The 24,142-nt window shown below is 42.0% G+C and carries 24 protein-coding genes and 1 riboswitch; of the genes, 7 read left to right on the forward strand and 17 right to left on the reverse strand.

The annotated features are described in order from the left end of the window. The first annotated feature begins 101 nt into the window (after positions 1-101). Positions 102-1,508 carry a cryptochrome/photolyase family protein gene (locus tag ACIFOD_RS18640; protein WP_430315846.1) on the forward strand — a complete coding sequence of 469 codons (1,407 nt, stop codon included), beginning with the start codon at positions 102-104 and terminating at the stop codon, positions 1,506-1,508. 65 nt (positions 1,509-1,573) lie between these two features. Here ACIFOD_RS18640 and ACIFOD_RS18645 read toward each other — a convergent pair whose 3' ends face one another. Continuing rightward, complete coding sequence (locus ACIFOD_RS18645; protein ID WP_430315847.1) at positions 1,574-2,818, reverse strand: dicarboxylate/amino acid:cation symporter; 1,245 nt, start codon at positions 2,816-2,818, stop codon at positions 1,574-1,576. A gap of 371 nt (positions 2,819-3,189) precedes the next feature. Between ACIFOD_RS18645 and ACIFOD_RS18650 the strand changes: the two genes are divergently transcribed. Next, a complete protein-coding gene (locus ACIFOD_RS18650) occupies positions 3,190-3,618 on the forward strand; it encodes a phosphatase (protein ID WP_397553240.1) in 429 nt (142 codons plus the stop codon). 47 nt (positions 3,619-3,665) lie between these two features. On the opposite strand, the gene splB is transcribed toward ACIFOD_RS18650, so the two are convergent. The 8 genes from splB to ACIFOD_RS18690 form a co-directional block, all read right to left on the reverse strand. Further along, positions 3,666-4,694, reverse strand: coding sequence for a spore photoproduct lyase (gene splB / locus ACIFOD_RS18655; protein WP_397553239.1), 1,029 nt, complete (start codon positions 4,692-4,694; stop codon positions 3,666-3,668). A 12-nt stretch (positions 4,695-4,706) separates the two neighbouring features. Next, positions 4,707-4,952 (reverse strand): transcriptional regulator SplA domain-containing protein, encoded by a 246-nt coding sequence (locus ACIFOD_RS18660; protein WP_397553238.1) that lies wholly within the window; start codon positions 4,950-4,952, stop codon positions 4,707-4,709. A gap of 879 nt (positions 4,953-5,831) precedes the next feature. Continuing rightward, positions 5,832-6,614: a TatD family hydrolase gene (locus ACIFOD_RS18665; protein ID WP_430315848.1), complete on the reverse strand. Its 783-nt coding sequence runs from the start codon at positions 6,612-6,614 to the stop codon at positions 5,832-5,834. Next, positions 6,607-7,344 (reverse strand): ABC transporter ATP-binding protein, encoded by a 738-nt coding sequence (locus ACIFOD_RS18670; protein ID WP_430315849.1) that lies wholly within the window; start codon positions 7,342-7,344, stop codon positions 6,607-6,609. The genes ACIFOD_RS18665 and ACIFOD_RS18670 overlap by 8 nt, the downstream gene beginning before the upstream one ends. Position 7,345: 1 nt before the next feature. Continuing rightward, positions 7,346-8,107 (reverse strand): ABC transporter permease, encoded by a 762-nt coding sequence (locus ACIFOD_RS18675; RefSeq protein WP_430315850.1) that lies wholly within the window; start codon positions 8,105-8,107, stop codon positions 7,346-7,348. Further along, a complete protein-coding gene (locus ACIFOD_RS18680; RefSeq protein WP_430315851.1) occupies positions 8,104-8,397 on the reverse strand; it encodes a thiamine-binding protein in 294 nt (97 codons plus the stop codon). The genes ACIFOD_RS18675 and ACIFOD_RS18680 overlap by 4 nt, the downstream gene beginning before the upstream one ends. Before the next feature lie 12 nt (positions 8,398-8,409). Then, entirely contained in the window at positions 8,410-9,393 is a 984-nt protein-coding gene (locus ACIFOD_RS18685) for an ABC transporter substrate-binding protein (RefSeq protein WP_430315852.1), read from the reverse strand. Between the two features lie 158 nt (positions 9,394-9,551). After that, positions 9,552-9,663: riboswitch (TPP riboswitch) on the reverse strand. Positions 9,664-9,740: 77 nt separating this feature from the next. Beyond that, on the reverse strand, positions 9,741-10,667 hold the full coding sequence (locus ACIFOD_RS18690) for a phosphotransferase enzyme family protein (protein WP_430315853.1): 927 nt from the start codon (positions 10,665-10,667) through the stop codon (positions 9,741-9,743). Between the two features lie 65 nt (positions 10,668-10,732). On the opposite strand from ACIFOD_RS18690, the gene ACIFOD_RS18695 reads away from it, so the two are divergent. Beyond that, positions 10,733-11,635 (forward strand): aldo/keto reductase, encoded by a 903-nt coding sequence (locus tag ACIFOD_RS18695; protein ID WP_430315854.1) that lies wholly within the window; start codon positions 10,733-10,735, stop codon positions 11,633-11,635. A 54-nt stretch (positions 11,636-11,689) separates the two neighbouring features. Here the strand turns inward: ACIFOD_RS18695 and ACIFOD_RS18700 are convergent, their stop codons facing one another. From ACIFOD_RS18700 to ACIFOD_RS18720, 5 genes are all read right to left on the reverse strand, one after another. After that, a complete protein-coding gene (locus ACIFOD_RS18700) occupies positions 11,690-11,875 on the reverse strand; it encodes a Fur-regulated basic protein FbpA (protein ID WP_430315855.1) in 186 nt (61 codons plus the stop codon). 96 nt (positions 11,876-11,971) lie between these two features. Beyond that, on the reverse strand, positions 11,972-12,865 hold the full coding sequence (locus ACIFOD_RS18705; protein ID WP_430315856.1) for a cation diffusion facilitator family transporter: 894 nt from the start codon (positions 12,863-12,865) through the stop codon (positions 11,972-11,974). Positions 12,866-12,875: 10 nt separating this feature from the next. Continuing rightward, the gene (locus tag ACIFOD_RS18710; RefSeq protein ID WP_430315920.1) at positions 12,876-14,990 is read right to left on the reverse strand and encodes a heavy metal translocating P-type ATPase; all 2,115 of its coding nucleotides are present in this window, start codon (positions 14,988-14,990) and stop codon (positions 12,876-12,878) included. After that, positions 14,977-15,348 carry an ArsR/SmtB family transcription factor gene (locus tag ACIFOD_RS18715; RefSeq protein ID WP_397553228.1) on the reverse strand — a complete coding sequence of 124 codons (372 nt, stop codon included), beginning with the start codon at positions 15,346-15,348 and terminating at the stop codon, positions 14,977-14,979. Before ACIFOD_RS18715 ends, ACIFOD_RS18710 begins: the two co-directional genes overlap by 14 nt. Before the next feature lie 175 nt (positions 15,349-15,523). After that, on the reverse strand, positions 15,524-15,853 hold the full coding sequence (locus tag ACIFOD_RS18720; protein WP_397553227.1) for a hypothetical protein: 330 nt from the start codon (positions 15,851-15,853) through the stop codon (positions 15,524-15,526). A gap of 288 nt (positions 15,854-16,141) precedes the next feature. Here ACIFOD_RS18720 and ACIFOD_RS18725 point away from each other — a divergent pair, with 288 nt between their 5' ends. The 4 genes from ACIFOD_RS18725 to ACIFOD_RS18740 all read left to right on the forward strand — a co-directional run bounded on the left by ACIFOD_RS18725 (position 16,142) and on the right by ACIFOD_RS18740 (position 20,473). Next, entirely contained in the window at positions 16,142-17,437 is a 1,296-nt protein-coding gene (locus ACIFOD_RS18725; protein ID WP_430315921.1) for a hemolysin family protein, read from the forward strand. 175 nt (positions 17,438-17,612) lie between these two features. After that, complete coding sequence (locus ACIFOD_RS18730; protein ID WP_397553226.1) at positions 17,613-18,899, forward strand: GntP family permease; 1,287 nt, start codon at positions 17,613-17,615, stop codon at positions 18,897-18,899. A gap of 18 nt (positions 18,900-18,917) precedes the next feature. Beyond that, positions 18,918-19,694, forward strand: a complete 777-nt coding sequence (locus tag ACIFOD_RS18735; protein WP_113969445.1) for a 3-hydroxybutyrate dehydrogenase — start codon at positions 18,918-18,920, stop codon at positions 19,692-19,694. Between the two features lie 152 nt (positions 19,695-19,846). After that, positions 19,847-20,473, forward strand: a complete 627-nt coding sequence (locus ACIFOD_RS18740) for a YitT family protein (RefSeq protein ID WP_397553224.1) — start codon at positions 19,847-19,849, stop codon at positions 20,471-20,473. 38 nt (positions 20,474-20,511) lie between these two features. Here the strand turns inward: ACIFOD_RS18740 and ACIFOD_RS18745 are convergent, their stop codons facing one another. The 3 genes from ACIFOD_RS18745 to ACIFOD_RS18755 all read right to left on the reverse strand — a co-directional run bounded on the left by ACIFOD_RS18745 (position 20,512) and on the right by ACIFOD_RS18755 (position 24,000). Next, positions 20,512-20,856 (reverse strand): hypothetical protein, encoded by a 345-nt coding sequence (locus ACIFOD_RS18745; RefSeq protein WP_397553223.1) that lies wholly within the window; start codon positions 20,854-20,856, stop codon positions 20,512-20,514. Between the two features lie 127 nt (positions 20,857-20,983). Further along, the gene (locus tag ACIFOD_RS18750) at positions 20,984-22,396 is read right to left on the reverse strand and encodes a SpoVR family protein (protein ID WP_428973520.1); all 1,413 of its coding nucleotides are present in this window, start codon (positions 22,394-22,396) and stop codon (positions 20,984-20,986) included. Between the two features lie 413 nt (positions 22,397-22,809). Beyond that, positions 22,810-24,000, reverse strand: a complete 1,191-nt coding sequence (locus tag ACIFOD_RS18755) for an MFS transporter (RefSeq protein ID WP_430315857.1) — start codon at positions 23,998-24,000, stop codon at positions 22,810-22,812. Positions 24,001-24,142 lie beyond the last annotated feature (142 nt).

The raw sequence follows: 24,142 nt of genomic DNA on the forward strand, positions 1-24,142 counted from the left end.
TAAACGTTTCGATCAAACCCATCGATTTTTGTATCACCCTGTTTATTTTACTATACTTTAGGTGAAGAATTGACGCATTTGACTTAAACGGAGGGAGAAACATGACAAAACGCATCATTGTCCTTATTAGGGAAGACCTTCGGATTCACGATCACCCTGCTCTCTATAGAGCTTCTCAAGAAGGAATGGTGATTCCTCTATATATCCTGGATGAGGAGACCTCTCACTCCCCCTCTGGAGAAGCTAAGAAGTGGTGGCTGCATCAGAATTTAGAAGCCTTTCAAACATCCCTTCAATCGATTAACGGACGACTTTGGGTAGATAAAGGAAAAGTAGCAGATCTTCTCCCACAATGGGTTCAGAAAACAAATGCACAGGGAGTCTACTGGAATAGAGTCTATGATCCAAGAGCCTATGAGGAGGATCTCGCTTTAGCCCGTTCTTTGTCCTCAAAGGGGATAGATGTTCAAACATTCGAAGGGACACTTCTTCTTCCTCCTTGGAAAATTAAAAAGGATGACGACACCCCTTATAAAGTGTACTCAGCATTTTATAAATCATTAAGGAAGGAGAAAATCCCGAAACCTCTCCCATCTGTGAAGAAAATGGAGGTCCCGGACCTCGATGTGGAGGGTCTATCCCTGGACGATTTAAGTCTCATGCCCTCTATTCCCTGGTTTCACATCATGGAAAGCATTTGGGACCCCGGCGAAGAAGCTGCTATACAAAGGTATAATGCCTTTGTTAAAAAAAGCATCAAGGACTATTCGGAAGGAAGAGACTTTCCTGCAGAAGGCCATCACTCCACCTTATCCCCTTACTTAACTCTTGGGGTCATATCGGTGAGAAGTTTGTATCATTCGCTCCTTGAAATGGAAGAAGTGCAGGTTGAGCCCTTCATTAAACAATTAATTTGGAGGGACTTCTCCTACTCCGTCCTGCTTCATTTTCCTGAGTCCACCACACGACCTGTAAATGAGAAATTCAAGGAGTTCCAATGGCAGAAGGAGAGGGAACAATTGGATAGATGGAAAAGAGGAGAGACAGGCTATCCCATCGTCGATGCAGGAATGAGAGAATTATGGGTAACGGGGTTCATGCACAACCGTGTCAGAATGATCGTCGCATCGTTCCTGACCAAGCATTTGCTGATCCCTTGGCAAGAAGGCGCAAAGTGGTTTTGGGATACACTGATTGATGCAGACCTCGCCAATAATTCAATGGGCTGGCAGTGGGTTGCAGGCTCCGGCTTTGATTCAGCCCCCTACTTCCGTATTTTCAACCCAACCCTCCAAAGTGAAAAATTCGATAAAGAAGGCACTTATATCCGGATGTGGGTACCTGAATTAAAAGACGTTCCCAATAAACATATCCACAAACCTTCAGAAGCTTCCGTGGATATTCTGGAAGATGCGGGGGTGATCCTGGGAGAACATTATCCCTATCCAATCGTCGAACATAAAGCAGCCAGGAAAAGGGCTTTAGAGCGCTATGATGAAATAAAATAGATATAAAAAATCGAGTCTATGGCCTTTAAAGGCCATAGACTCGATTTAATGTAAACGAAAAGAGACTATGCCTCTCCTCTTTGTTCCTTGATCGTACGTTTCTTTTCAGATTCTGATACAAACAACGCACACGCTGCATCTCCTGAAATATTGATGGAAGTCCTTGCCATATCAAGCAGGCGGTCAATCCCCAGAATTAATCCAATTCCTTCTACCGGCAGGTTTACACTGCTTAAAACCATTGCAAGAAGGATCAATCCGACTCCAGGAACCCCCGCTGTACCGATACTGGCTAAAACAGCCGTTAGTACAACCGTAATCAATTGTTCCAATGATAAATCAACACCATATACCTGAGCGATAAAGACGGTTGCAACCCCCTGCATAATCGCAGTACCATCCATGTTGATGGTAGCTCCTAATGGTTGAACGAAAGAGCTAACTGATTTCGATACGCCTAAACGTTGTTGGGCAACATCCATTGAGATGGGAAGCGTCGCGTTACTGCTTGACGTACTGAATCCGACGCTCATCGCAGGACTGAAATTCTTAAAGAACCAAAGCGGATTCTTTTTTGCCAACAGGAGGATCGTTCCACCGTAGGTAACGATGGCGTGAATGATCAATGCTGCAAGGACGACAACAAAATAAAGCCACATCGCCTTCAAGGCACTCATACCTTGACTTCCGATTGCAGAGGCGATCAATCCGAACGTTCCGTATGGAGCGAATTTCATTACGAGTGTCACAAGGTACATCATAAGATCATTACCTTGTTCAACAAGCTTTAATATTCCTTTTGTTTTATCCCCTAAAGTTGTTAATCCAAATCCAATAAAGATGGCGAATGCAATGATTTGCAGCATATTTCCTTCAGTCATCGCTGTAAGTGGATTTTTTGGAATAATGTTCATGAGGGTCTCTCCCACTGGAGGAGCATCTTCCGTTTCAAAGCCTTCTGATTGTGTTTTGTCGATTCCCTCTACCATACCGGGATCAATGACATAAGCAAGGGATAAACCGATCACGATGGCAATACAGGTAGTCAATAAGAAGAATACAATGGTCTTCAACCCTATTCTCCCCAGTTTCTTAGGGTCACCCAGACCTGCAGATCCAAGAACGATGGATAGAAACACAATGGGTACAACAAGCATACTGATGAGGTTAAGGAATATCTTCCCTAACGGAGTAAACAAATAAGGATCTAATATATCAAATGTATCTTTAGCAAAAATATTAAGCAGTAATCCCACAATCGCCCCTAGTATTAAGGCAATAATAATCTTAGTTGTTAAATTAAATTTCATAGATGTACCTCCCCTATCTAAATACAAAATAATTAAAAGATGTTTACCCTTAATTACTTTTAGCAAAACTATTATTTTTTAAATTTTTCTATTATCTCTTCCTGAACGCCTTCCCATCCATTTTTTTCACTGCTTCTTCATTCTCCATTTCCTATTATACTGATTTTTTTAATAATTGAAGAAGATTAAGGGTGAATTAAAACATTTTTACTATGTTTCTCCTCACATCCCACACAATATGTGGGAGTTGAATGATTCTATATGACTACAGATCAACTTCCAATCTTTTCTTTTTTACATTTAATGATTAAATGCTACGTGATTGGGTAAATAGTAATAACAGCATGAAAATAGAAAGGAACATACCTAAAATGAATAAAACAGTCTATTTTCTTTCAAGTAGTCAACAGCGCAGCTTGATAGCTGAAGGGTGGGCCGAGAAGCTCAATGTGTCAGATTGGTCTTTCAAAAGTGCCGGATGGGTTACTGAGAATCGTGCTGAATTCAGCGTTTTAGCAATGAAAGAGTTATGTATTGACATTAGTACATTCCCACTTACACGCATTGAGATGAATGAACTTGGTAACGCTTCTGTTATTGTTGCGATTCAGGATACTGAATTTGATGATAAGATAGAGATTCCTTCTGAATTAGAAGATAAAGTCATCTATTGGAATTTGCCTAATCCAAGGAAGCGTTCTGCGACACTTATTGAGGAATGGGTACACTATCAAGAAATTTGTGATGAAATTGCCATGCGGGTGAAAGATTTGGAAAACCTTCTACCACAACTACATTAAGAGGACTGATTACAACTGACATTGTATTGTAATCAGTCCCTTTTTTTTTATGTGAAATACTCGAGCTTCGCTTTTGGAAAATGTTTTTCCATGTAGGCATACAGATGATCTTTCATTTCCTGCTCTTCATCCTTCTGATAGATATACTTGCCAATCCCGTATTTACCCCATTTATATCGCCGTTCTTCCTCATTAAGTTCAAGCTTTGTCATCGGATAATTTTTCTCAATGACTCTTTTAGCCGGTTTTGTGAAACGATGTTGAATGAATTCAAAGGTTAAATCCTTTTTCGCTTCTTCCGGCAGATGAGCTTCCAAATGTTCAAACATTTGCCTATATCCTTCCTGCCATCCTTCATGGATATAGATAGGTGCCACAATAAACCCTAATGGATATCCTGCTCTCGCTACCTTCCCCGCTGCCTCTAGGCGCTTATCCAGAGGAGATGTACCAGGCTCAAAATTCTTAATCACATAATCGGCATTGATACTGAACCGGAATCTGGTTTTTCCATTATGCTTCGCATCAAGCAGATGGTCGACGTGATGGAATTTCGTCACAAAACGAAGCTTGCCATGCTCGGATTCGCCAAAATGCTCGATGGCTCGTTTTAGGGTATGAGTGAGATGATCGATCCCTACGATATCTGACGTACATGCAGCTTCAAAGCGTGTGAATTCAGGAGCTCTTTCTGCAATATACTTGTCCGCCGACTCAAATATTTCATCCACATTCACATACGTTCGTATATATGGTTTACTCCCCATCGTTGTTTGAAGATAGCAATAGTGACAGTGCCCCATGCACCCTGTTGCAAATGGGATGGCATATTCAGCAGACGGTTTGGATGTATCGAACTTTAACGTTTTTCTCACTCCGACTACTAATGTTGATTTTGCAATCCTGTATTTCTGAAAATGGTTGTCACCTGGCAAATTACGAACCTGGTTATGCGATGTTGTGTACCTGATTTCCACATCCATTTTTTCAAATTTTTCTTTGAGCTCTTTACCCAGTGGATATTCCAAGGCATTCGGTTCAAAGTAGACCAATTGTGGCACGAACGGTTTAACCATGATTCATCCCTCCTACAGGTCTCCAAATGATTGAGTATAGGCTTGCTCCGCTTCAGCTTCTGAAGAATAAACTGCCATTTCATGTGTTAATGGATAATAGGTTTCATACAAAAATAATGCCAGTTCGTTCGGATTTTCCGGATCATGTACTACGGCTGCTTCCTGCACGTTGGCGACACTTTGTGTATGTGGATTGCGATAAATCACATATACGACATCGCCCGCTTGATAGGGCATATATTGATCATTCAGTTCCATTCTTTTCACCTTTTCCTAAACGTCATTACTATCATCTTTTGTTATCTCACTGATAAATATGATGGTAAAAGATGTTTATAAAAAGCTCTTTTCGTAAACATTGTTCCCTATTTACACAGAGAAAGTACGGCCGGTGAGTATCCTCGTCGCTCATTTCGGGTCTCTCCCACTGATAATGTACAGATTCTAATAAAAGTAATTTTATCTCCTTTAAATGAGTGATAGCACGAAAACATGGACCGTTCCTTTCCGCTCCAGCCACTTGCTTTCCGCGGGGAGGAAGTCGAGCCTCCTCGACGTTCCGTCTGTGGGGTCTCGACTTTTCCTCTATCTCCCGCAGGAGTCAAGTGTCTTCCGCTACAATCCACTCTGTGCTACTACATTCTTACTGCCTATAAGTATAGATAGACAAACACAAAAAGCTCCTATTGTATATAAGTTGAGCGTTTGATTCAAAAATAAACTATCTAAAAAGGAGTAAAAGAAAATTTTATGGTAACTCATAAATCGGTAGATCATTGAACTATACTTCAATTGAATCAAACAATGTTCCCACAGTAAATAACTTCTTATAGAGAAAGCAGTAGTCTGTTTTACATAGGTTGCTATTGTCACTTTTAAGCTCTGTCACGAAATTCCCTTATAGATGGTGAGGGAAACTGCGTAGACTCCTGCGGAAGTACGGGCGTGCCGAGACCCCGGAAGCGAAGCTGAGGAGGCTCGGCCGAACGTCCGCGGAAAGCGAAGCAGTTCCCTTCACCATCCAGCACACACTGATTGACAGAGCCAAAGCAGGTCCAATTTTAATAAACATCAATCTTTGCGAAAAAACCTTATAAAAAAACTTCTCCTGCACCAATGATGCAAGAGAAGCCTGATTTAGGAAATGCCATAAAATTCGGTTGTATTCTTTAACAGTTGCTTATATACTTCTGCTTCTTTGAAACGTTTTATTTCGGCGATTTTTTCAATGGACCGATGCATGATTCCGGGATGGGTCATCCTTCCCTGAAAGACGCCTTCAAAACGCCAAGGACCATCTGTTTCAACCATAAGTTTCTCGATTGGGTACTTCTTAACAAGCTCTTGTATCTCCTGCTCATAAAGGACATCAGGGGTGATGGAGATGGAATACCCATTTTGCATCATTCTTTCAATGGTCTCTTTATCTCCTTTAAACCAATGAAAATGTGCTCTTGTTATGGAGTGCTTTTCTAACAGGTCACAAACAATGGGTGCATGCTCATACACCGCATGAAGGATGATCGGTTTGTTGATCCTTTTTGATTGGATCATAAACCGTTCCAAGAGATCGATATACGGCTCCACTTCAACTTCAGGATGTTCTTCCATTTTATAATAAGGCAACCCTACTTCTCCAATTGCCACTATTTCCTGTTGATGCAGCTCAATCAATGATAGAAGCTCGTCGACTTCTCTTTCTGAAGGCAGTTCCTGCTCCGGATGGAAACCTGCAGCCGGTTTGATCCTTGCATCTCTTCTTGAGAGATCTATGTTTGTCCTTGACGATTGAAGATGGAACGATACAGATATGAGCGCTTCTACAGAATACAGTTCAAGTTCCTGCAGAATCTTATCACGCTCATATCCTTCGTATAAATCCAAGTGAATATGTGCATCAATCAAGGATGGTTTACACATATTGAGAAAGCTCCTCAAAAATGCTCGTTTTCCATTTCAGAAACTCCTCCGATAAGAGGATCTCTTTGTCGCGGGGACGGGAAAATGGTACTTTGAACTCCTTCTGCACCCTGGCTGGCCGAGTCGATAATACAATGATCCGGTCTGACAGGAACAGGGCTTCGTCGATATTGTGAGTGACAAATAGAACAGAACTCAAGTCTTCCTCCCAAATGGAAAGGAGCCATTTCTGCATATCCAATCGTGTGAATTCATCAAGGGCCGAAAATGGCTCATCCAGGCATAAAAAGGATTGAGGACTGACAAGGGCACGAATAAACGCCACCCGCTGCTTCATCCCACCGGATAATTCATCAGGATACGCATTCTCATATCCCTTTAGGCCTGCCCGTTCAATCATGCTCATTGCTTTATCCCTATCTTTCTTCCCATGTAACTCCTGGCCAAGCATCACATTCTCAATCACGGTCCTCCACGGCAGGAGGGACGGACTTTGAGGCATATAACTGATGGTTCCTCTTTGACCATTTATCGATTTTCCATCTAATTGAATATCCCCTGAATCGGGTGTGAATAACCCGCCGATCACGTGAAACAGCGTGCTTTTCCCACTCCCGGAAGGACCGAGGATCGAGACAAACTCACCTTCTTCAACATGAATGGAAAGCTCATCGAGGATCAACTCCCCATCAAAGTATTTAGACATATTTTGTATGGATAAAGTCGTCACGTTATCTGTCCTCCTTTCGGTTCCACTTAATGGTGATTTTTTCTAATAACAAAATGATTCCAAAGAAAACCAGGCTGAGCAGCATAATCATAAAGATGGCTACAAATACCCTGTCTGTCCTGAAGGAAGAAGAGGCAAGAGTCATATAGACACCGATCCCTTTCTGGGCACCTAACCATTCTGAAATCACCGCCCCCATCACACTATAGGTAGCTGAAATTTTCAATCCTGAGAAGATGGAAGGAAGTGCATGGGGCCATTCAACTTTTCGAAAGATTTGACCTTTTGTGGCTCCCGACATTTTCATGTAAAGGATGTACTCTGCGTTTGTCTGCCTGAATCCATCCAATGCAGAGACCGCTACCGGAAAGAAGCAGATCAAGGTAATGACAATGATTTTCGGCAATAGTCCAAATCCAAACCAGATAACAAGTAAAGGAGCCAAGACGATAATCGGAATATTTTGAGACAAAATCATAAGTGGATATATCGCTTCTCTTACCTTGGGCAGAAGGTGCAGACCCATTGATGTCCCGATTCCAATTGTACATCCAATCACAAACCCTCCGATCGTAAGGAGAGTTGTCGAAGCAAGGTGTCCTGTAAACGTGGACCATGAGGCGACTCCTTCCGCCCATATTTCTGAAGGTGAAGGCATTAGCCATGCCGGCACCTCAAATACTCTAATGGTGAATTCCCAAATGATGAATAAAAGGATGATGACCAAGAAGGGTCTCCATCCTTTCGATATCCATGCTTTCATCCTTTATACTTCTCCGTCAATTGATTCATTTCAATCCCGGCAGGCTGATATAATACCTTGATTTGAGAAATGACGTTTGAGCTGCCCATTTCAGTCATTCGTTCATTCATTTGTTCAATCACCTTAAATAAGTCAGATAGATTCCCTTCCATGGTCGTTTCTAAAGGATGGACTTCATAACGGACACCTGATTTATCAATGATCGCGATGGCTTCATCCACGTATGGTATAACATCTTCACCATTTTGCGTCTTCGGAATAATTTGTATGCTTACGAGTGCGTTCCCCATTTTGTTCACCTCTTATTTTGGTAAGAATTCGTTTGTGAAAGCTTTTTTACTGTCCAGTTCCTTATCTAATAAATCGTTATCATACATCCATGAAGCATAGTTTTCCCAAACCTCCAGCTTCTGCTCTCCCCATCTGTCAGCGTCATCCTTGTATTTAGGAGCCAGCCATTCCTGACTCTTCATGACTAATTCTTTATCAAGATCCGGAGCTTCATCTAATAGGATCCCACCGGCCTCTTCCGGATTGTCGATTGCAAACTGATAGCCTTTTGAAGAAGCTGATAAAAATGATTTAACCGTTTCAGGGTCTTTTTCAATCATCTTTTCATTCGTCGTCAAGACAGGAGTATAATAATCCAGTTTTTCAGAGTAATCCTTTACGTACATCATATTCAAATCCTCACCGCGAAGCTCTGCTTCAATCCCTGTCCATCCATAGTAGATCCACGCAAAATCAACATCCCGTTTCACGGCAGTAAAGAAATCTGTATCTCCCATGTTTACAAAATCCACTTTCTCTACATCTGCGTTTTCTTGTTTCATAATCGACGTCATGACGGCTTTTTCTACAGGTGATCCCCATCCTCCATAACTTTTCCCTTCAAAATCCTTTGGAGTCGTTATACCCTTATCCTTAGGTGAAGCAAACCCGGATGTATTATGCTGTATGACCGCAGCTATAGATACGAGTGGTACGTCCTGTACCCTTGCTTGCGTGACACTTTCCTGGTATCCAACCCCGAACTCAGCTTTACCCGAGGCAACGAGTTGATCTGCCCCTGCCTCACCAGGTAAGATGATATCCACATCCAGCCCCTGCTCTTCAAAGTATCCCTTTTCTTTCGCAACGTATAATCCAGTGTGATTGGTATTCGGTGTCCAGTCCAGTACAACCGTAACCTTTTTAAGACCTTCTTTCTGTTCTGATTTATTTCCTCCACCACTGCAAGCAGTTAAAAGAAAGACAGAACAGATGATATACATCCATTTTTTCATCATGATTCCTCCTCAAATCCTTATATGTAGTTGTAACGTTTATACTTATTCTTCACTTAGTAGAGAGAATGAATGTAAAACACCTTAGACCGTCAGGACACAACAACAAAAAGCGCCCCAAGCTTCAGCGAGGGACGCATTGTTAAACATGATGATGTAATGTTTAAGAGAATGTTTCCTACGCTGGTATCAGCCAGTTCAGGTTCAAAGGGTCAGTATCTTATCAGGATACAATCTCAACCGGCCACACCGGTCCCCCTACACTTGTACTATAAAATTAAACGTTATCTTCTTCCCTACTTTGCCACAGAAAAGGTGGATATTCAAGCATTTCCTCTTAAATAGACTTACATTTGAAAGACCCTCTCATAATCACCGGAATTTAACAGCCTATTAATGAACGGGATGTATGTAGATACAACGTGTGAATACCCTTTTTGATTGTAAAAAAAGGTGTATTGAAGAAGAAAGATAATGACTAAGAATGGCATCAGTTCCTTTTCTTCCTGAGTTAAAGTTCCATCGGACTGATAGCCCTCCATAAAGGTATGGATACATTCAATTTGCTCATCCTCACCCTGCTTAACCTGGTCTTTGAGCATCCCTGCAAGAAAGTAACAGACATCTGCTATGCGGGGTGCTTTTCGTATCCTCTCGAAATCTATGATACCTGTCACCCTTTCCTCTTTCACGAGAATATTACGCGGATGACAGTCGCTATGGACGAGTTGATGGGGCAATTTGCTATAGGAGAAAGACCAATCATTCAGCCTGCCAAGAAAACCTTCCCGCCACCTTTCTATCAATGTTGAATCCTGCACGCTTATCCACTCTCTCAAATGTGTTTCAACTTTCCATTCTTCTACCTCGAATTTACAGACGTATTGTTTTAGACTGCCATGGAGTTGGGATAGGTATGTACCCACCATTTTCAAAGAAGTTAAGGAATAGACTTGTACCGGTACCCCCTTCAGCGCTTGATACAGAGAGTAGAAAACTTGATGTTGTCGTACATATGGCTGATGCGAGACCGTTAGCAGTGGCCTTTCGACAGGAAGTCCGTTTTCCAATAAAAAAGAAGTTAAGAGCAGCTCTTCTATTCGCTTCTCCACTGAAGAGTTCAATCTCTTTTTTAAATAAAATGTCTTCTCCCGACTCTTCACCTTATAAACATTGTGATGATGGCCCACGGTCTCTATGGAGGAAGGGGGAACCTTCCAGTTCAATAATAGATCATGAAGAGGTTGAATCATTTTTAATTCCTTTCGAAACATAGTAATATACGTTTAGTATGACTATGAAAGAATGTCTACATACCATATGAAAAGAGGTTGCATCGATGCAAAGAATACAAATGACGGAAGACTTATCATTCTCAAGAATCATTCATGGGTTGTGGAGACTTGCAGACTGGAATCAATCAAAGGAAGACACCCTTTCTCTAATCCAGCACAATATTGAAAACGGAATCACAACTTTTGATCACGCAGATATTTATGGCTCGTATACATGTGAGGCGTTATTTGGTGAGGCTCTCAACCTACAGCCGTCCTTACGAGCAAAGATGGAAATTGTGACAAAATGCGGTATTGTCCTGCCTTCCGACAATCGTCCTGAACATAAAACACATCATTACAACACGAGTAAAAAGCATATTCTGGCTTCTGTTGAAAACTCCCTGCAGAACCTGAAAACGGACTACATCGATTTATTATTGATTCACAGGCCAGATCCGTTTATGAATGGAGAAGAAGTGGCGGAAGCCTTCACTCAATTGAAAGAAGAAGGAAAGGTCCGTCATTTCGGAGTATCCAACTTTAAAGACCATCAATGGAATATGCTTCAATCCTACTTACCGTTTCCATTGATCACCAATCAAATCGAATTATCTGCATACAATTTAGAAAACTTTGAAGATGGTACGTTAAACCTTTGCCAAGAGAAACGTGTCGCGCCGATGGCCTGGTCACCACTTGCAGGCGGGGCGATCTTCAGAGGAAAAGATGAGAAAGCCGTTCGCCTTCAACATACTTTGAAGAAGGTACAAGAAGTAACAGGTGCAAAGGGAATTGACGAGGTTCTATATGCATGGCTTCTTAATCACCCGGCAAACATTATGCCTATCGTCGGTTCAGGTAAAAAGGAACGCATTCAACATGCGATCGACTCTATGTCGATTACATTAAATCACGATCAATGGTTTGAAATCCTGCAAACCTCTATGGGGCATGATGTTCCTTAAAGCTTTCAACAACAAAAAAAGACGATCCTTTTCTAGTAAAAGGTTCGTCTTTTTTTATTGAGCTATATCTCCACCAACATAAAATTCCAGATAAACATCTTGTAATTCATTCATTGAAAGCTCATAAAGCTGCTTTCCAAAATATTTATATACGCCAATCCTTAATAATTGTTGAATATAGAAGTCTTTTTTTAATTCGGGTGTCTTTTGTTGCTGTGATTTATTTTCTTGATGTAACATGTTCATCCCTCCAGTTGAAGATATACCCCACATCTGGAGTGAACTAAACATCCCCTTACACATTGGAAAGAAAAGGAGAAAGAAAAGCGAGAGCTGTTACGTACAAACGTGATGATGGCCCTCTGTGACACTTTTTCCCTCAACTTGAATCGTAGAATGATGAATGCCAAATTCCTCTTCAAGAAAGGCTGAGAGTCGTAATAGAATTATATCCCGATTCACTTCGTTTCCTACCACTACATGGCAGCTTAGTGCTGTGAATCCCGACGTGATGCACCATACATGAAGATCATGTACTTCAATGACTCCCGGGATGGCAGCCAGGCTATTCTTCACATCTTCCGTATCGATCCCTTTTGGTGATCCTTCCATTAAGATATGAATGGAATCCTTCGTTACTCTCCATCCCGAAATGACGATTAGGATGGCAACCATGACAGATGCAATAGGATCCGCCAAGTTCCAATTAAAGAAATAAATCAAGAGTCCGGCTGCAATGGCCCCTACCGACCCCAACATATCACCAAGTACATGAAGAAAGGCACTTCGAACATTCAAGTTATGTTCCGTATCCCCTCTCATTAAAATCCATGCCACGATAATGTTTACAACCAGACCTATGATGGCGATCACCATCATACCTGGTGAAACCATAGGAGTATCTATAAAACGATGATACGCTTCCCAGAAAATATAGAGGGAAACGAGAATCAACGTGATGCCATTAATGAACGCCGCCAGTATTTCAAATCGCTTGTACCCATACGTCTTCCCTTTATCCGATGCCTTCTCACCTATATAAAAGGCTGCCAGACTAAGACCTAAAGCGGCTGCATCACTAAGCATATGTCCCGCATCGGAAAGAAGAGCAAGGCTATTTGTGACGATTCCCCCTATGACTTCGACGATCATAAAAGTAAATATAAATAGGAAACTGATTAATAATGCTTTCTTATTCTGATTATGTCCATGACTGTGGTCGTGACCCACATGACATCCCTCACTTCCGGTCTCTGACTCTTAATAACCTTAGACCATTCAATGTTACGAGTAATGTTGCTCCCATATCGGCAAAAATCGCGATCCATAACGTAAGCCAGCCGGGGATGACAAGTAATAAAGCAAGAAGCTTGATCCCAATGGCAAACGAGATATTTTGTTTGATGATGGTAAGCGTTTTTCGACTTAAGCGGATGATATATGGCAGTTTTGTAAGGTCATCGTTCATTAACGCAATATCTGCCGTTTCCAGTGCTGTATCGGTTCCTGCCCCACCCATGGCGATCCCTACATTTGAGGTTGCAAGTGCAGGGGCGTCATTGATACCATCCCCAACCATGGCGACCTTTCCATACTTGTTCATATAGCGTTTGACAAAGTCTAATTTATCTTGTGGCAGCAGGCCTGCTTTAATTTCTTTGACCCCTATAGTTCTCCCGATCGATTTCGCCGTATTGTGATGATCTCCTGTCAGCATCACCGTTTGTTCAATGCCCAAATGATGAAGGCTGTCGATGATTTCGCGACTTGTTTCCCGCACTTCATCTGCCACGGCTACAAGAGCTAATGGAGTATCATCGATTCCGAACACCATGACCGTTTTCCCATCTCTTTGAAGGTTTTCAATTCCTGTTGAAGGGGTATTGGCGAAAAGGCTTTCCACTCCAAGGAAGTATCTATCCTCACCGATTCGGCCACTGATTCCTTTACCTGTATGGGATTGGAACTCAACCACTTCACAATCCCCATAGTCAATGTTCAGCTCTTTCGCCTTTTTCAGAAAAGCGTGAGCAAGTGGATGCTGGGAATGGTATTCAAGTGCTGCCATCTTCGTCCACAACTCTTCTTCCTCTGCATCACCTATTAGGATGACATCAGTCACTTCGGGTGTTCCTTTTGTGAGTGTACCCGTTTTGTCAAAGGCGATGGCCTTTAATCTTCCTAATTCTTCTAAATACACCCCGCCTTTTATGAGAATGCCATTTTTCGCAGCGTTTCCTATAGCGGTTACGATCGCCACAGGAGTCGAAATGACCAAGGCACATGGACAACCAACCACTAAGACAGATAGTCCCTGATAGACCCATGTCGACCATTCCTCTGCAAACAGCAGCGGTGGAATGATAGCCACAAGTAAAGCGATGACCATAATAATCGGTGTATAATATTTAGCGAATACATCCACAAACGCTTGGGAAGGTGCCCTCTCACCCTGCGCTTCCTCAACTAAATGAATAATTTTGGCGAGAGTCGTGTCTTCTATCCGCTTCGTTACCTTAACCTTTAAATACCCTTCTTCGTTTAACGTTCCTGCAAATACAGCATCGCCATGAAGCTTTTCCACAGGGACCGATTCTCCTGTGATCGCCGCCTGATTGACAAAAGACGAGCCCTCAACAATATCTCCATCCATGGCAATCTTCTGACCAGGCTTCACGATCATCATGTCACCGACCTCAATCTCCTCTGCATCAACTAACAGCTCTGCTCCATTCCGGATGATAAGGGCTTGTGGTGGCGCAATATCCATGAGTGATCGAATCGACTCACGGGCCTTATCCATGGAGTACGACTCCAGCACTTCACTGATGGCGAACAGGAGAACGACAATGGCTCCCTCACCCCATTCACCAATAAACGCTGCCCCAATAATGGCAATCGTCATTAAGGTTCTCATATCGAACTCTAATTTGAGTAAGTTTTTGAATCCTGTTTGAAATAATCGAAATCCCCCTACAACGATGGCTGTTGCAAATGAAAGAGTAGAAAGGATTTGATGGTTATCAATTTCTGTAAATGGAAAGGAATAAGCAAGAAGGATAAAGAAAACCGAAAAAAGTAGATGCTTATATTTCATGTAAAAAGGTTCTTTCTCTTCCTCTTGTTTTCTCATTCCGTCGTCTGTTAAGCGAAGTCCTTCAAATGCTCCTGCTTTTTCCACCGATTCCTTCGTGGTTTCTCCGTATACGGTAATCTTCGCTGCTCCAAAGTTCACTTTTGCATCTACCACTCCGTCGAGATGCTGAACGTTCTTCTCGAACTTCGCAGCGCAACCCGCACACGTGAATCCTTCGACCCGGTAGGTTTGTTTATGGGCTGGTTTACCGGTCACGATCCTCCACCTCCACTTGATGAGTCAACGCAATTTCAATTAACTGTTTCACATGATGGTCGTCTAATGAATAATAAACGAGCTTGCCTTTTTTTCTGAATTTGGCTAATCCCTGCTTTTTTAATAAACGCAAATGATGGGATGCGGTCGCTGTTGAAGCATCCACGATATTTGCCACATCGCATACACATAGTTCTTCTTCGATGGTCAGTGCATAGGCAATTTTCGCTCTTGTTTGATCAGAAAGTGCTTTAAAGATTTCAGCTACCTTAGTGGTATTTTGTGATAAAATCATTGATTTTAAGCGATTGACCTTTTCATCTTCCACACACGCCACTTCACAAACATCCGTCTCTTTCATCTCGTCACCCCTCTAACATTCAAATACTCTTTTGAATATAGTATAGAAGAAATGCCAATAATGTTCAAACATTCTTTTGAATGAGAAGAAATTTCATGTATGAATTGGCTGATGGGACGAATTCCAGGCACTAAAAAAGCCCTGGTTTATAACCAGAGCTAATGAAAAATACGTATTAATTTTGTTGAAGCTTTTTCCGATCACGTTTCATAAAGAGATCCAGTGTTACCCAGAAAACAACAGATGAAATCGCAAAGATTGCAATTGCAAAGTAAATCTCTTCTGTTTTCCAGTCTAATCGTGGAATAAGCAGGCCAAGTACGCCTGATAATATATAGTAGCCACCTATTAATTGCAGATATAAACGTCCTGTTTGAGTTTGAATATTTTCCAGATAGCCTTTCCCTGCTTTGCCAAAGAAAATAGCTATTCCTCTTAAGATGACATAAACCGAAAAGGCAATGATAAGGGCTACAACAAATCCTTGGTTAAACACGTCTGCCATAATCGTTCTCCTTTCCAACTATCCATTGATTCGTATCCTTGTTTTGTCCATTTCTATTCTTTATGATGAAATTGTTATTTCTAACAATAACCGAATGACCTACACATTGCAACGCACTTTGGATACGGATAAGAATGTGATACTTTTAAAAGGATATACCCATTGCAACCGGATTTCAAGTGCTATCTTGCTTCATTTTTTTACGGAACCATGACTTTTCTATTCAGGAGGTGTTTGAAGCTTAAGAAGGGTCCTTTTGATTCATTCCCTTTCTACAGCTTCTGCTCATTGGACATTCTACTTAATTTATTTCTCGTTGCTGTTTTAATTGCGCTGACTGCTTTCTTCGTTGCATCAGAATTTGCCATTGTCAAGGTAAGAAGCTCTCGTATCGATCAGCTGGTGTCTGAAGGAAATCAAACGGCCATTGCTGCTAAAAGGGTCATCTCCCATTTAGACGAATATCTTTCAGCCTGTCAATTAGGCATTACCATCACAGCCCTTGGACTCGGCTGGTTAGGTGAACCGACCATTGAAACGTTGCTTCATCCCGTGTTTGAGAAGCTAGATTTAAATACTTCCGTTACAAGCATCATTTCATTTGGACTCGCATTTTCCGTCATTACCTTTTTGCATGTGGTGATTGGAGAATTGGCACCGAAAACCTTTGCCATTCAAAAAGCAGAGAAAGTCACTCTATTATTTGCACGACCATTAATATGGTTTTATCGACTAGCTTATCCATTCATATGGACATTAAACGGCTCTGCCAGGGTGTTCACCGGGTTATTCGGTTTAAAACCCGCTTCTGAACATGAAATTGCCCATTCCGAGGAAGAGCTTAGAATCATTCTTTCCGACAGCTACAAAAGTGGTGAAATCAATTCATCCGAATTCAAGTACGTAAACAAAATTTTTGAGTTCGACGAACGAATCGCAAAAGAAATCATGGTTCCGAGAACGAATATCGTGACCCTATCCTCGGATTCCACCATTGATGAAGTACTCTCCATCATTAAAGAGGAACGCTATACGAGATATCCTGTCGTGGAAGGGGATAAAGATAATATCCTCGGTATAGTGAATGTGAAGGAACTGCTGACAACACTCGTGAACCACAAAGAGGAACATGAAGACTTAACTTCCTTTATCAAGCCTGTGATCCGCGTCATCGAAACCATCCCTATTCAAGCCTTACTCGTCAAACTTCAGAAAGAACGGTCGCCGATGGCCGTACTCCTGGATGAATACGGTGGAACTGCCGGTCTTGTCACGGTCGAGGACATCATTGAAGAAATTGTCGGAGAGATAAGGGACGAGTTTGATATCGATGAAATTCCTGAAGTGCAGAAGGTGAAGGAAGATCATTATATCTTTGACGCCGTGATGCTCATTGAAGATGTGAATGACCTTCTTGGCATCTCCCTTGAAGAAGATGAGGTCGACACAATCGGAGGCTGGTTCCTGACTCAGAAATACGAAGTGAAGCTGAATGACAAGATCGAGGAACAAGGATATTGCTTTAGAGTGAAAGAAATCGATGGTCATCATATTCAATATTTAGAGGTTACAAAAATGGCATAGCAGCCAAGATGAAGAGAACGAGTCGAATTAATGGCTCGTTCTTTTTCTCTTAGTGAATGAAGTTTATCCAGAACGTCGGCATGCAAATCCCACTCTCCGCGAAAACAGATTTCCCTTTAGAATAAATCCTTTCATAAATGGAAAAATAACTTCAAACATTTATGAGAGGTGAGTTATGACTAGCATCATTGTTGGATTAATCCTACTTATGGTCTTGGCGTATTTAGGCTGGTCAATCATTTGGATCGCTCCCCTGGTTGCCGGTTTAGTGGCACTAATGAGTGGTCTCGACCTGCTTCCTGCGTATACAGAAACGTATATGACCGGGTTTGTGGATTTTGCTAAAGAATGGTTTCCTGTATTCCTGTTCGGAGCCATTTTCGGAAAACTAATGGAGGATGTAGGGGCTGCCCAATCTGTCGCATACAAAATCACCAACATAATAGGTAAAGACAGGGCCATACTGGGCGTGTTGATTGCAGCTGCCGTTTTAACATATGGCGGTGTAAGCTTATTCGTTGTTGTATTTGCGATATACCCTCTGGCTATTGCCATGTTCAGGGAAGCGAATATCACACGGAAGCTATTGCCGCCAACGTTCGTATTAGGGGCTTTCACCTTTACGATGACGGCCATTCCCGGTACACCTCAGATTCAGAACTTAATACCGATCGATTATTTTAAAACCTCCCCCACTGCCGCTCCGATCATTGGTATCGTCGGCGGATTAATAATGGCGGTTGGAGGGTATTTTTATTTAAGATGGCGTCAAAAACAATTTACAAGTAAAGAAGATACGTTTACCGAGCCTAAGGGTGGAAACGATGTGAAGGAAATTAACGAATCGGAGCTTCCTAACTTTTACTTATCATTTCTTCCCCTTGTCATTGTCGTCGTTACACTGAATGTCTTTAAATGGAACATCCTGACCGCCCTGCTTGTAGGAATACTTTCGATATTAATCATAAACTTCAAGCATTACAAAAAATTCATCCCTGCCGTCAATGGCGGAGCAAAAGGTTCAGTCATGGCAGTCATTAACACAAGCGCTGCCGTTGGTTTCGGAGCAGTTGTCACAGCCGCACCCGGTTTCAAGACGTTAACGAAGCTTATTCTCGGCATTAAAGGGAACCCCGTCATATCTGAAGCCATAGCTGTTCAAACTCTTGCAGCTATTACTGGATCTGCTTCAGGAGGAATGGGGATTGCCCTCGAGGCTTTGGGAGATAAATATTATGAGCTTTCTCAAACGAGTGGCATCAGTGCAGAAGCATTCCATAGAATTGCTTCCATTTCATCAGGGGCATCGATTCTGCCTCATAACGGTGCCCTCCTGACCTTATTTGCCGTAACAGGGCTAACCCATAAAGATTCGTATTTGGATGTAGCTGTGGTCGGGTTGCTTATTCCTACGATTGCAGAAATCGTTTCAATCATCCTGGCCAATCTGGGAATTTATTAATTAGAGGAGGAAAAGAAGATGGTAAATGATAAAGTTGTATTCATTACAGGTGCTGCAAGGGGAATCGGGTTTGAAATCGGGGAACACTTTGCTCAAAATGGTGCTAAAGTTGTTCTCTCAGATATCAATCAAGAAGGACTGGATGAAGCGGTTGAAGAATTGAAAGACAGAGGATTCGATTGCCTGGGCATTAAATGCGACGTTACCAGTGAAGAAGAAGTGAAAGCGGGAATTGATAAAACAGTTGAGCACTATGGCCGCATAGACGTATTAATCAATAACGCAGGTATTCAACACGTAGCTCCAATTGAAGAATTTCCTATCGAAAAATTCGAACTCCTGATCAAAATTATGCTGACCGCTCCCTTTATCGCAACAAAATTTGCTTTCCCTCATATGAAGAAGCAAAAATTCGGTCGTATCATTAATATGGCATCCATTAATGGACTGATCGGTTTTGCCGGAAAAGCGGCATACAACAGCGCCAAGCATGGTGTCATTGGTCTGACAAAGGTATCAGCATTAGAAGGTGCCGAGCATGGGATTACCGTCAACGCCCTATGCCCCGGATACGTGGATACCCCCCTGGTCCGTAACCAGTTAAAGGATATTTCAACGACCCGTGGTGTGGAGCTTGAAAAAGTATTGGAGGATGTCATTTATCCTCTTGTTCCACAAAAGAGATTATTATCAGTAGAAGAAATTGCAGACTACACCATTTTCCTATCCAGTGACAAAGCAAAAGGTGTAACTGGTCAGGCCGTTGTCTTAGATGGCGGATATACTGCTCAATAATAAGCACCCGAAAAATCGGATCAGGAAACTGATCCGATTTTTCTTTTTTGTTTTGCCCCTAAACGACCCATTTCTTCATAATCCTTTTCATTGTAAAATAATGTTATAGACATCGCATTTTTAAAAATGATTCTGATTTTAAAGGAGAAACTATGAAAATCTATTGGCAAATAAGTTATTTTGTAATAGGGTTACTTATTTTCAGCTATGGGATCAGCATGTCCATCAAAGTGCAATACTTAGGGATCCATCCATGGGATGTGTTAAACATTGCCTTATTCGAGAAGTTCGGCTTAACGATTGGAACGTGGAATATCATGGTCGGTGCCACCTTGATTGCAGGCACCCTGGTTTTGAAAGGGAAGTATGTTCGAATCGGAACGATCCTTAACGGAGTGATGGTTGGCATGTTGGTCGACTTCTTTCTATTTTACGACCTGCTTCCGCCTCAAACAAACCTAGTCGCAGATATCCTGATTCTCTTATCAGCGATTATTTTAATGGGGGTTGGCGGGGGATTATATTCAGCGGCACACCTTGGTACAGGTCCGCGGGACGGGTTTATGCTTACCATTTCGGATTTAACTAATCTTTCAATCAGCAGAGTCCGGATCATGTGTGAGTGTGCGGTGTTACTAATCGGACTGCTTCTTTCCGGTCCAGTCTTCGTTTTTACTTTTATTTATACGTTTATTCAAAGTCCCATCTTTCAAAAATCCTTTTTATTTTTCACCGATAGACTCAATACCCGTTTCACCAGAAATAATGTAAGTATGTAAAAAGGACAAATGCCTGAGGCAGTTTGTCCTTTTCTACGTTATGACATCTCGCATGCCACTAAGCCGTATTGTTGATGGGGATTTAATTGCTTTATAAACTGAAATAGTTCCTGCACCTGTTCATTGTCCATATCCCGCTTATAGTAGTCTTCCAAGACCGGCAGCATTTCATCCGGGTACATCAAACAGGTATGACTTCCCCAGTCTGTCTGCCTGCCTTCTATTTTATTATAGTAAATGCCATCCAACAGGGAGAAGAAGAGTTCATACCCTTTCGGAAAAAACGGACTGATCCTTTTCGGGTAATTATGATTCCAGTCTCCCCCTTCATAATGAAATGTCTGGTCTGTTAAATCACCGATAAAGACTTCAACATCTGCCATTCCCGTCTCCTCCTAAAGTTTAAAATAACCTCTCTTATTATCGTATAAGCCAGTCCATCTATTTAGAACCCCTTTAGCTTTTTACAAAAATAGCAGTTCCAGGATTTCCTGGAACTGCTCTGCCCAATTACAAATATTTTCGTTGCACGCTTCGCCCATCATACGTAAATAACATATCACGGTTCTCCACATGCGTTTCGATATGGACCGGTCTTCCCCAAAGCTGATGCAGATAAGGTAAAACCTTTTCTAAATACTTAATATCTAGTTCCACGTCTTCGAACCAGTGCTTCAAATAAAGCTCCCCGCTCTTCATATAATCCCCATCATTCACGGTGATGTATGGGAACCCTCCATTGACCCTCATCCCCACCAGCTGGTCCCGTACATGAGTCCATTCTTTATCGACGATTTTGTAGTCCTTTCCTTGCTTCTGGAATAAATACATATCTTCTCTCGTAACAAGATCCTTCGTTAAATAGTTCCGTAAGAAGGAAATGTCAGACTCAATCTCACGAACCTCAAACATTTTTTCACGGCCTGAATTTGGTTTCACCCCACGCTTTTTCATTTCATCCGTCGGGTTGTCGAAACGATCTTCAATATCTTCGAAAATCTTCAATCCTAAATAATATGGATTGATCTGCGTACGGGAAGGCTGTACAACACCTGCATTCAGCTTAGCAAACTCAATGGACTCACCACTCGTCAAATCCATTTCTCGGATGATGCGCTGATGCCAATACGAAGCCCACCCTTCATTCATGATTTTCGTTTCAAGCTGCGGCCAGAAATACAGCATTTCTTCCCTCATCATCGTCAATATATCCCGTTGCCAGTCAGACAACTCCCTGCTGTACTGCTCAATAAAGAGAAGAATATCCTTTTCAGGCTGTGGAGGGAACTTCTTCTTCACCTTTTTCTTCTCTCTGCTCTTCGGTTTTTCATCCAACGACCACAGATCATCATAAGGAGTCGCATGACTCACTTCTTCCTCCACCCACTCCACATCGTCCATCGTCCACGACAGCTTCGGACGCATCAATGACGGATCAATATGCTCATCCACGGCAAGCACGGCATCGAGGAAGTTTTCAACCTCCTGCTTCCCATGCTCGATCTCATACCTTCGCACCCGTTCCGCAGTAGCAGCCATGCTCTCTACCATATCCCGCTTCGTATTCTGAAATCTCACATTATTCTTAAAGAAATCACAATGAGCCAACACATGGGCAACAATCAACTTATTCTGAATAAGTGCATTCGAATCCAATAAAAAAGCATAACAAGGATCCGAGTTAATCACGAGCTCGTAAATCTTACTTAAACCCAAATCATATTGAAGCTTCATCTTATGAAATTGTTTCCCAAAACTCCAGTGAGAAAAGCGGGTCGGCATCCCATAAGCACCGAATGTATAAATAATCTCAGCAGGACAAATCTCATAACGCATCGGATAAAAATCAAGACCAAACCCGGCTGCAATCTCAGTAATTTCCCCTATCGCATTTTGCAACTGCCTCTGTTCCTCTAAATTCATCGTCATCCCCCTCTTTATACTCTTATCTAAATGTATGAAAAGAAAAGGGATTTGATGAAAAGAAAAGCGGAGCCGGGTTGGTCAGGTCCGACAAGCATAAGATGAATCGACCGGAAAGGCGCACTTTGCCTTTTTGGTCGATTTAGCTTATGACCTCGAGGGACTACCCGGCGGAGCTGGACAATAAGAAAAGCGGAGCCGGGTTGGTCAGGACCGACAAGCATAAGATGAATCGACCGGAAAGGCGCACTTTGCCTTTTTGGTCGATTTAGCTTATGACCTCGAGGGACTACCCGGCGGAGCTGGACATGAAGAAAAGCGGAGCCGGGTTGGGCAAGCCCGACAAGCATAAGCTGAAGTCGACAAAAAAAGCTGCTCCCGATCACAAGATGGGAACAGCTTTTTCTTAAATGTTATGTCCTTATATTCTTTTGAAGCAGCATAACTGGAATAAGAGTGCCCAGCAGTAAGACTGCTGATAGTGAGAAAATCATTGAAATACTTAGTACTTCAAGAAGAAGCCCTACTCCAACAGAGGATAACCCAAACAGCAATGTGGTTAACGCTCCTTGAGCAGCATAGATTTTCCCGAGCTCTTCAGGTGGTGCACTTTCCTGCAAATACGTCTGAAGAACGACATTTTTAATTTGATCAAACAAACCGAACACAAAGGATAAAACGAGTGCAAGGAGCGCAACCTTATTCCAGGCAAACACGAGTGTCACACTTGACGTAAAGACCATGCAAATCGGGAGCCATCTATGCCTGTGTTTTGAAAACAAGCCGTGGAGCTTAAAAATCAAATACGAGGCAAGGACCAAGCCGATAAAGAAGCTGGAGTTGATGAACCCCCACCATTCTTCTCCTCGCTGCAATTGCAGATCAACATACAAATACAAAACAGCCGCAATCCAAACAGTGCCTGAAATCGACTCTAACCCATAGATCCAAAACACGGGAACTAATCCCTTTCTCTTTCTAACTTCTGACCACCCTTCTCCAAGCTGCTTCCACCAAACTTTTCTCACTTCTAAGCTCGTACTTGGAATAACAGGGAGCTTCAGCATGAAGAGAGTACTGGCGAGAAACAAAACAATGATCACGATAAAAAGATTCGTAACATTTATGAGCGATAGCAGGATTCCGCCTAATGCCCAGCTTGAAAATTGTATCGTCTGATCGACGGTGGATAAAAAACCGTTCGCTCCCATCAACTCTTCCCGTTTCACAAGAAAAGGCACATACGAATTCCTGGCAGGCAATGCCCATCCATCTAAAAATGAAATAATACTCGCACACCCTAAAAAGAACCACACATTTTCAATATTGAGTACCATTAACAAGAGGAAGAAACATAAGAAGAATGTTTTTCCCATTTGAGAGTAGGCAATTAAATTCTTCATTTGCGTGCGATTCAACAGAAGAGGTGCCGCCATGCTGCTTATGAATCTCGAAAACGTAATCACCAAAGGAACGGCCGTCATATAAACAGCAGAACCCGTTATATTGTATACAAGGGAGATTAACCCTACAATGTACAAAATATCTCCCATATTTGCTAACGCTTGACCGAACCAAAGATTTCTAAATGCAGTGGAATGCATATCTTTTCCTCCCTCTATTCAGTTTTTATTTAGGTGAGAAAAGATGGCATCACATTGGAACAAAGAACCCCTTTCAAAATCAAAAATAAATTATGTATAGGTTTATTTTAGCAAATGGTTTCAATTTTTGCAGAGAATACTT

The sequence above is a fragment of the Rossellomorea sp. NRS-1567 genome (assembly GCF_050467885.1).
GTDB classification, from domain to species: Bacteria; Bacillota; Bacilli; order Bacillales; family Bacillaceae_B; genus Rossellomorea; species Rossellomorea aquimaris_C.

Coding starts and splice junctions, on each gene's coding strand:
- ACIFOD_RS18640 (WP_430315846.1), top strand. CDS start 102: ATGACAAAACGCATCATTGTCCTTATTAGGGAAGACCTTCGGATTCAC.
- ACIFOD_RS18645 (WP_430315847.1), bottom strand. CDS start 2,818: ATGAAATTTAATTTAACAACTAAGATTATTATTGCCTTAATACTAGGG.
- ACIFOD_RS18650 (WP_397553240.1), top strand. CDS start 3,190: ATGAATAAAACAGTCTATTTTCTTTCAAGTAGTCAACAGCGCAGCTTG.
- splB (WP_397553239.1), bottom strand. CDS start 4,694: ATGGTTAAACCGTTCGTGCCACAATTGGTCTACTTTGAACCGAATGCC.
- ACIFOD_RS18660 (WP_397553238.1), bottom strand. CDS start 4,952: ATGGAACTGAATGATCAATATATGCCCTATCAAGCGGGCGATGTCGTA.
- ACIFOD_RS18665 (WP_430315848.1), bottom strand. CDS start 6,614: ATGTGTAAACCATCCTTGATTGATGCACATATTCACTTGGATTTATAC.
- ACIFOD_RS18675 (WP_430315850.1), bottom strand. CDS start 8,107: ATGAAAGCATGGATATCGAAAGGATGGAGACCCTTCTTGGTCATCATC.
- ACIFOD_RS18680 (WP_430315851.1), bottom strand. CDS start 8,397: ATGGGGAACGCACTCGTAAGCATACAAATTATTCCGAAGACGCAAAAT.
- ACIFOD_RS18685 (WP_430315852.1), bottom strand. CDS start 9,393: ATGAAAAAATGGATGTATATCATCTGTTCTGTCTTTCTTTTAACTGCT.
- ACIFOD_RS18690 (WP_430315853.1), bottom strand. CDS start 10,667: ATGTTTCGAAAGGAATTAAAAATGATTCAACCTCTTCATGATCTATTA.
- ACIFOD_RS18695 (WP_430315854.1), top strand. CDS start 10,733: ATGCAAAGAATACAAATGACGGAAGACTTATCATTCTCAAGAATCATT.
- ACIFOD_RS18700 (WP_430315855.1), bottom strand. CDS start 11,875: ATGTTACATCAAGAAAATAAATCACAGCAACAAAAGACACCCGAATTA.
- ACIFOD_RS18715 (WP_397553228.1), bottom strand. CDS start 15,348: ATGAAAGAGACGGATGTTTGTGAAGTGGCGTGTGTGGAAGATGAAAAG.
- ACIFOD_RS18720 (WP_397553227.1), bottom strand. CDS start 15,853: ATGGCAGACGTGTTTAACCAAGGATTTGTTGTAGCCCTTATCATTGCC.
- ACIFOD_RS18730 (WP_397553226.1), top strand. CDS start 17,613: ATGACTAGCATCATTGTTGGATTAATCCTACTTATGGTCTTGGCGTAT.
- ACIFOD_RS18735 (WP_113969445.1), top strand. CDS start 18,918: ATGGTAAATGATAAAGTTGTATTCATTACAGGTGCTGCAAGGGGAATC.
- ACIFOD_RS18740 (WP_397553224.1), top strand. CDS start 19,847: ATGAAAATCTATTGGCAAATAAGTTATTTTGTAATAGGGTTACTTATT.
- ACIFOD_RS18745 (WP_397553223.1), bottom strand. CDS start 20,856: ATGGCAGATGTTGAAGTCTTTATCGGTGATTTAACAGACCAGACATTT.
- ACIFOD_RS18750 (WP_428973520.1), bottom strand. CDS start 22,396: ATGAATTTAGAGGAACAGAGGCAGTTGCAAAATGCGATAGGGGAAATT.
- ACIFOD_RS18755 (WP_430315857.1), bottom strand. CDS start 24,000: ATGCATTCCACTGCATTTAGAAATCTTTGGTTCGGTCAAGCGTTAGCA.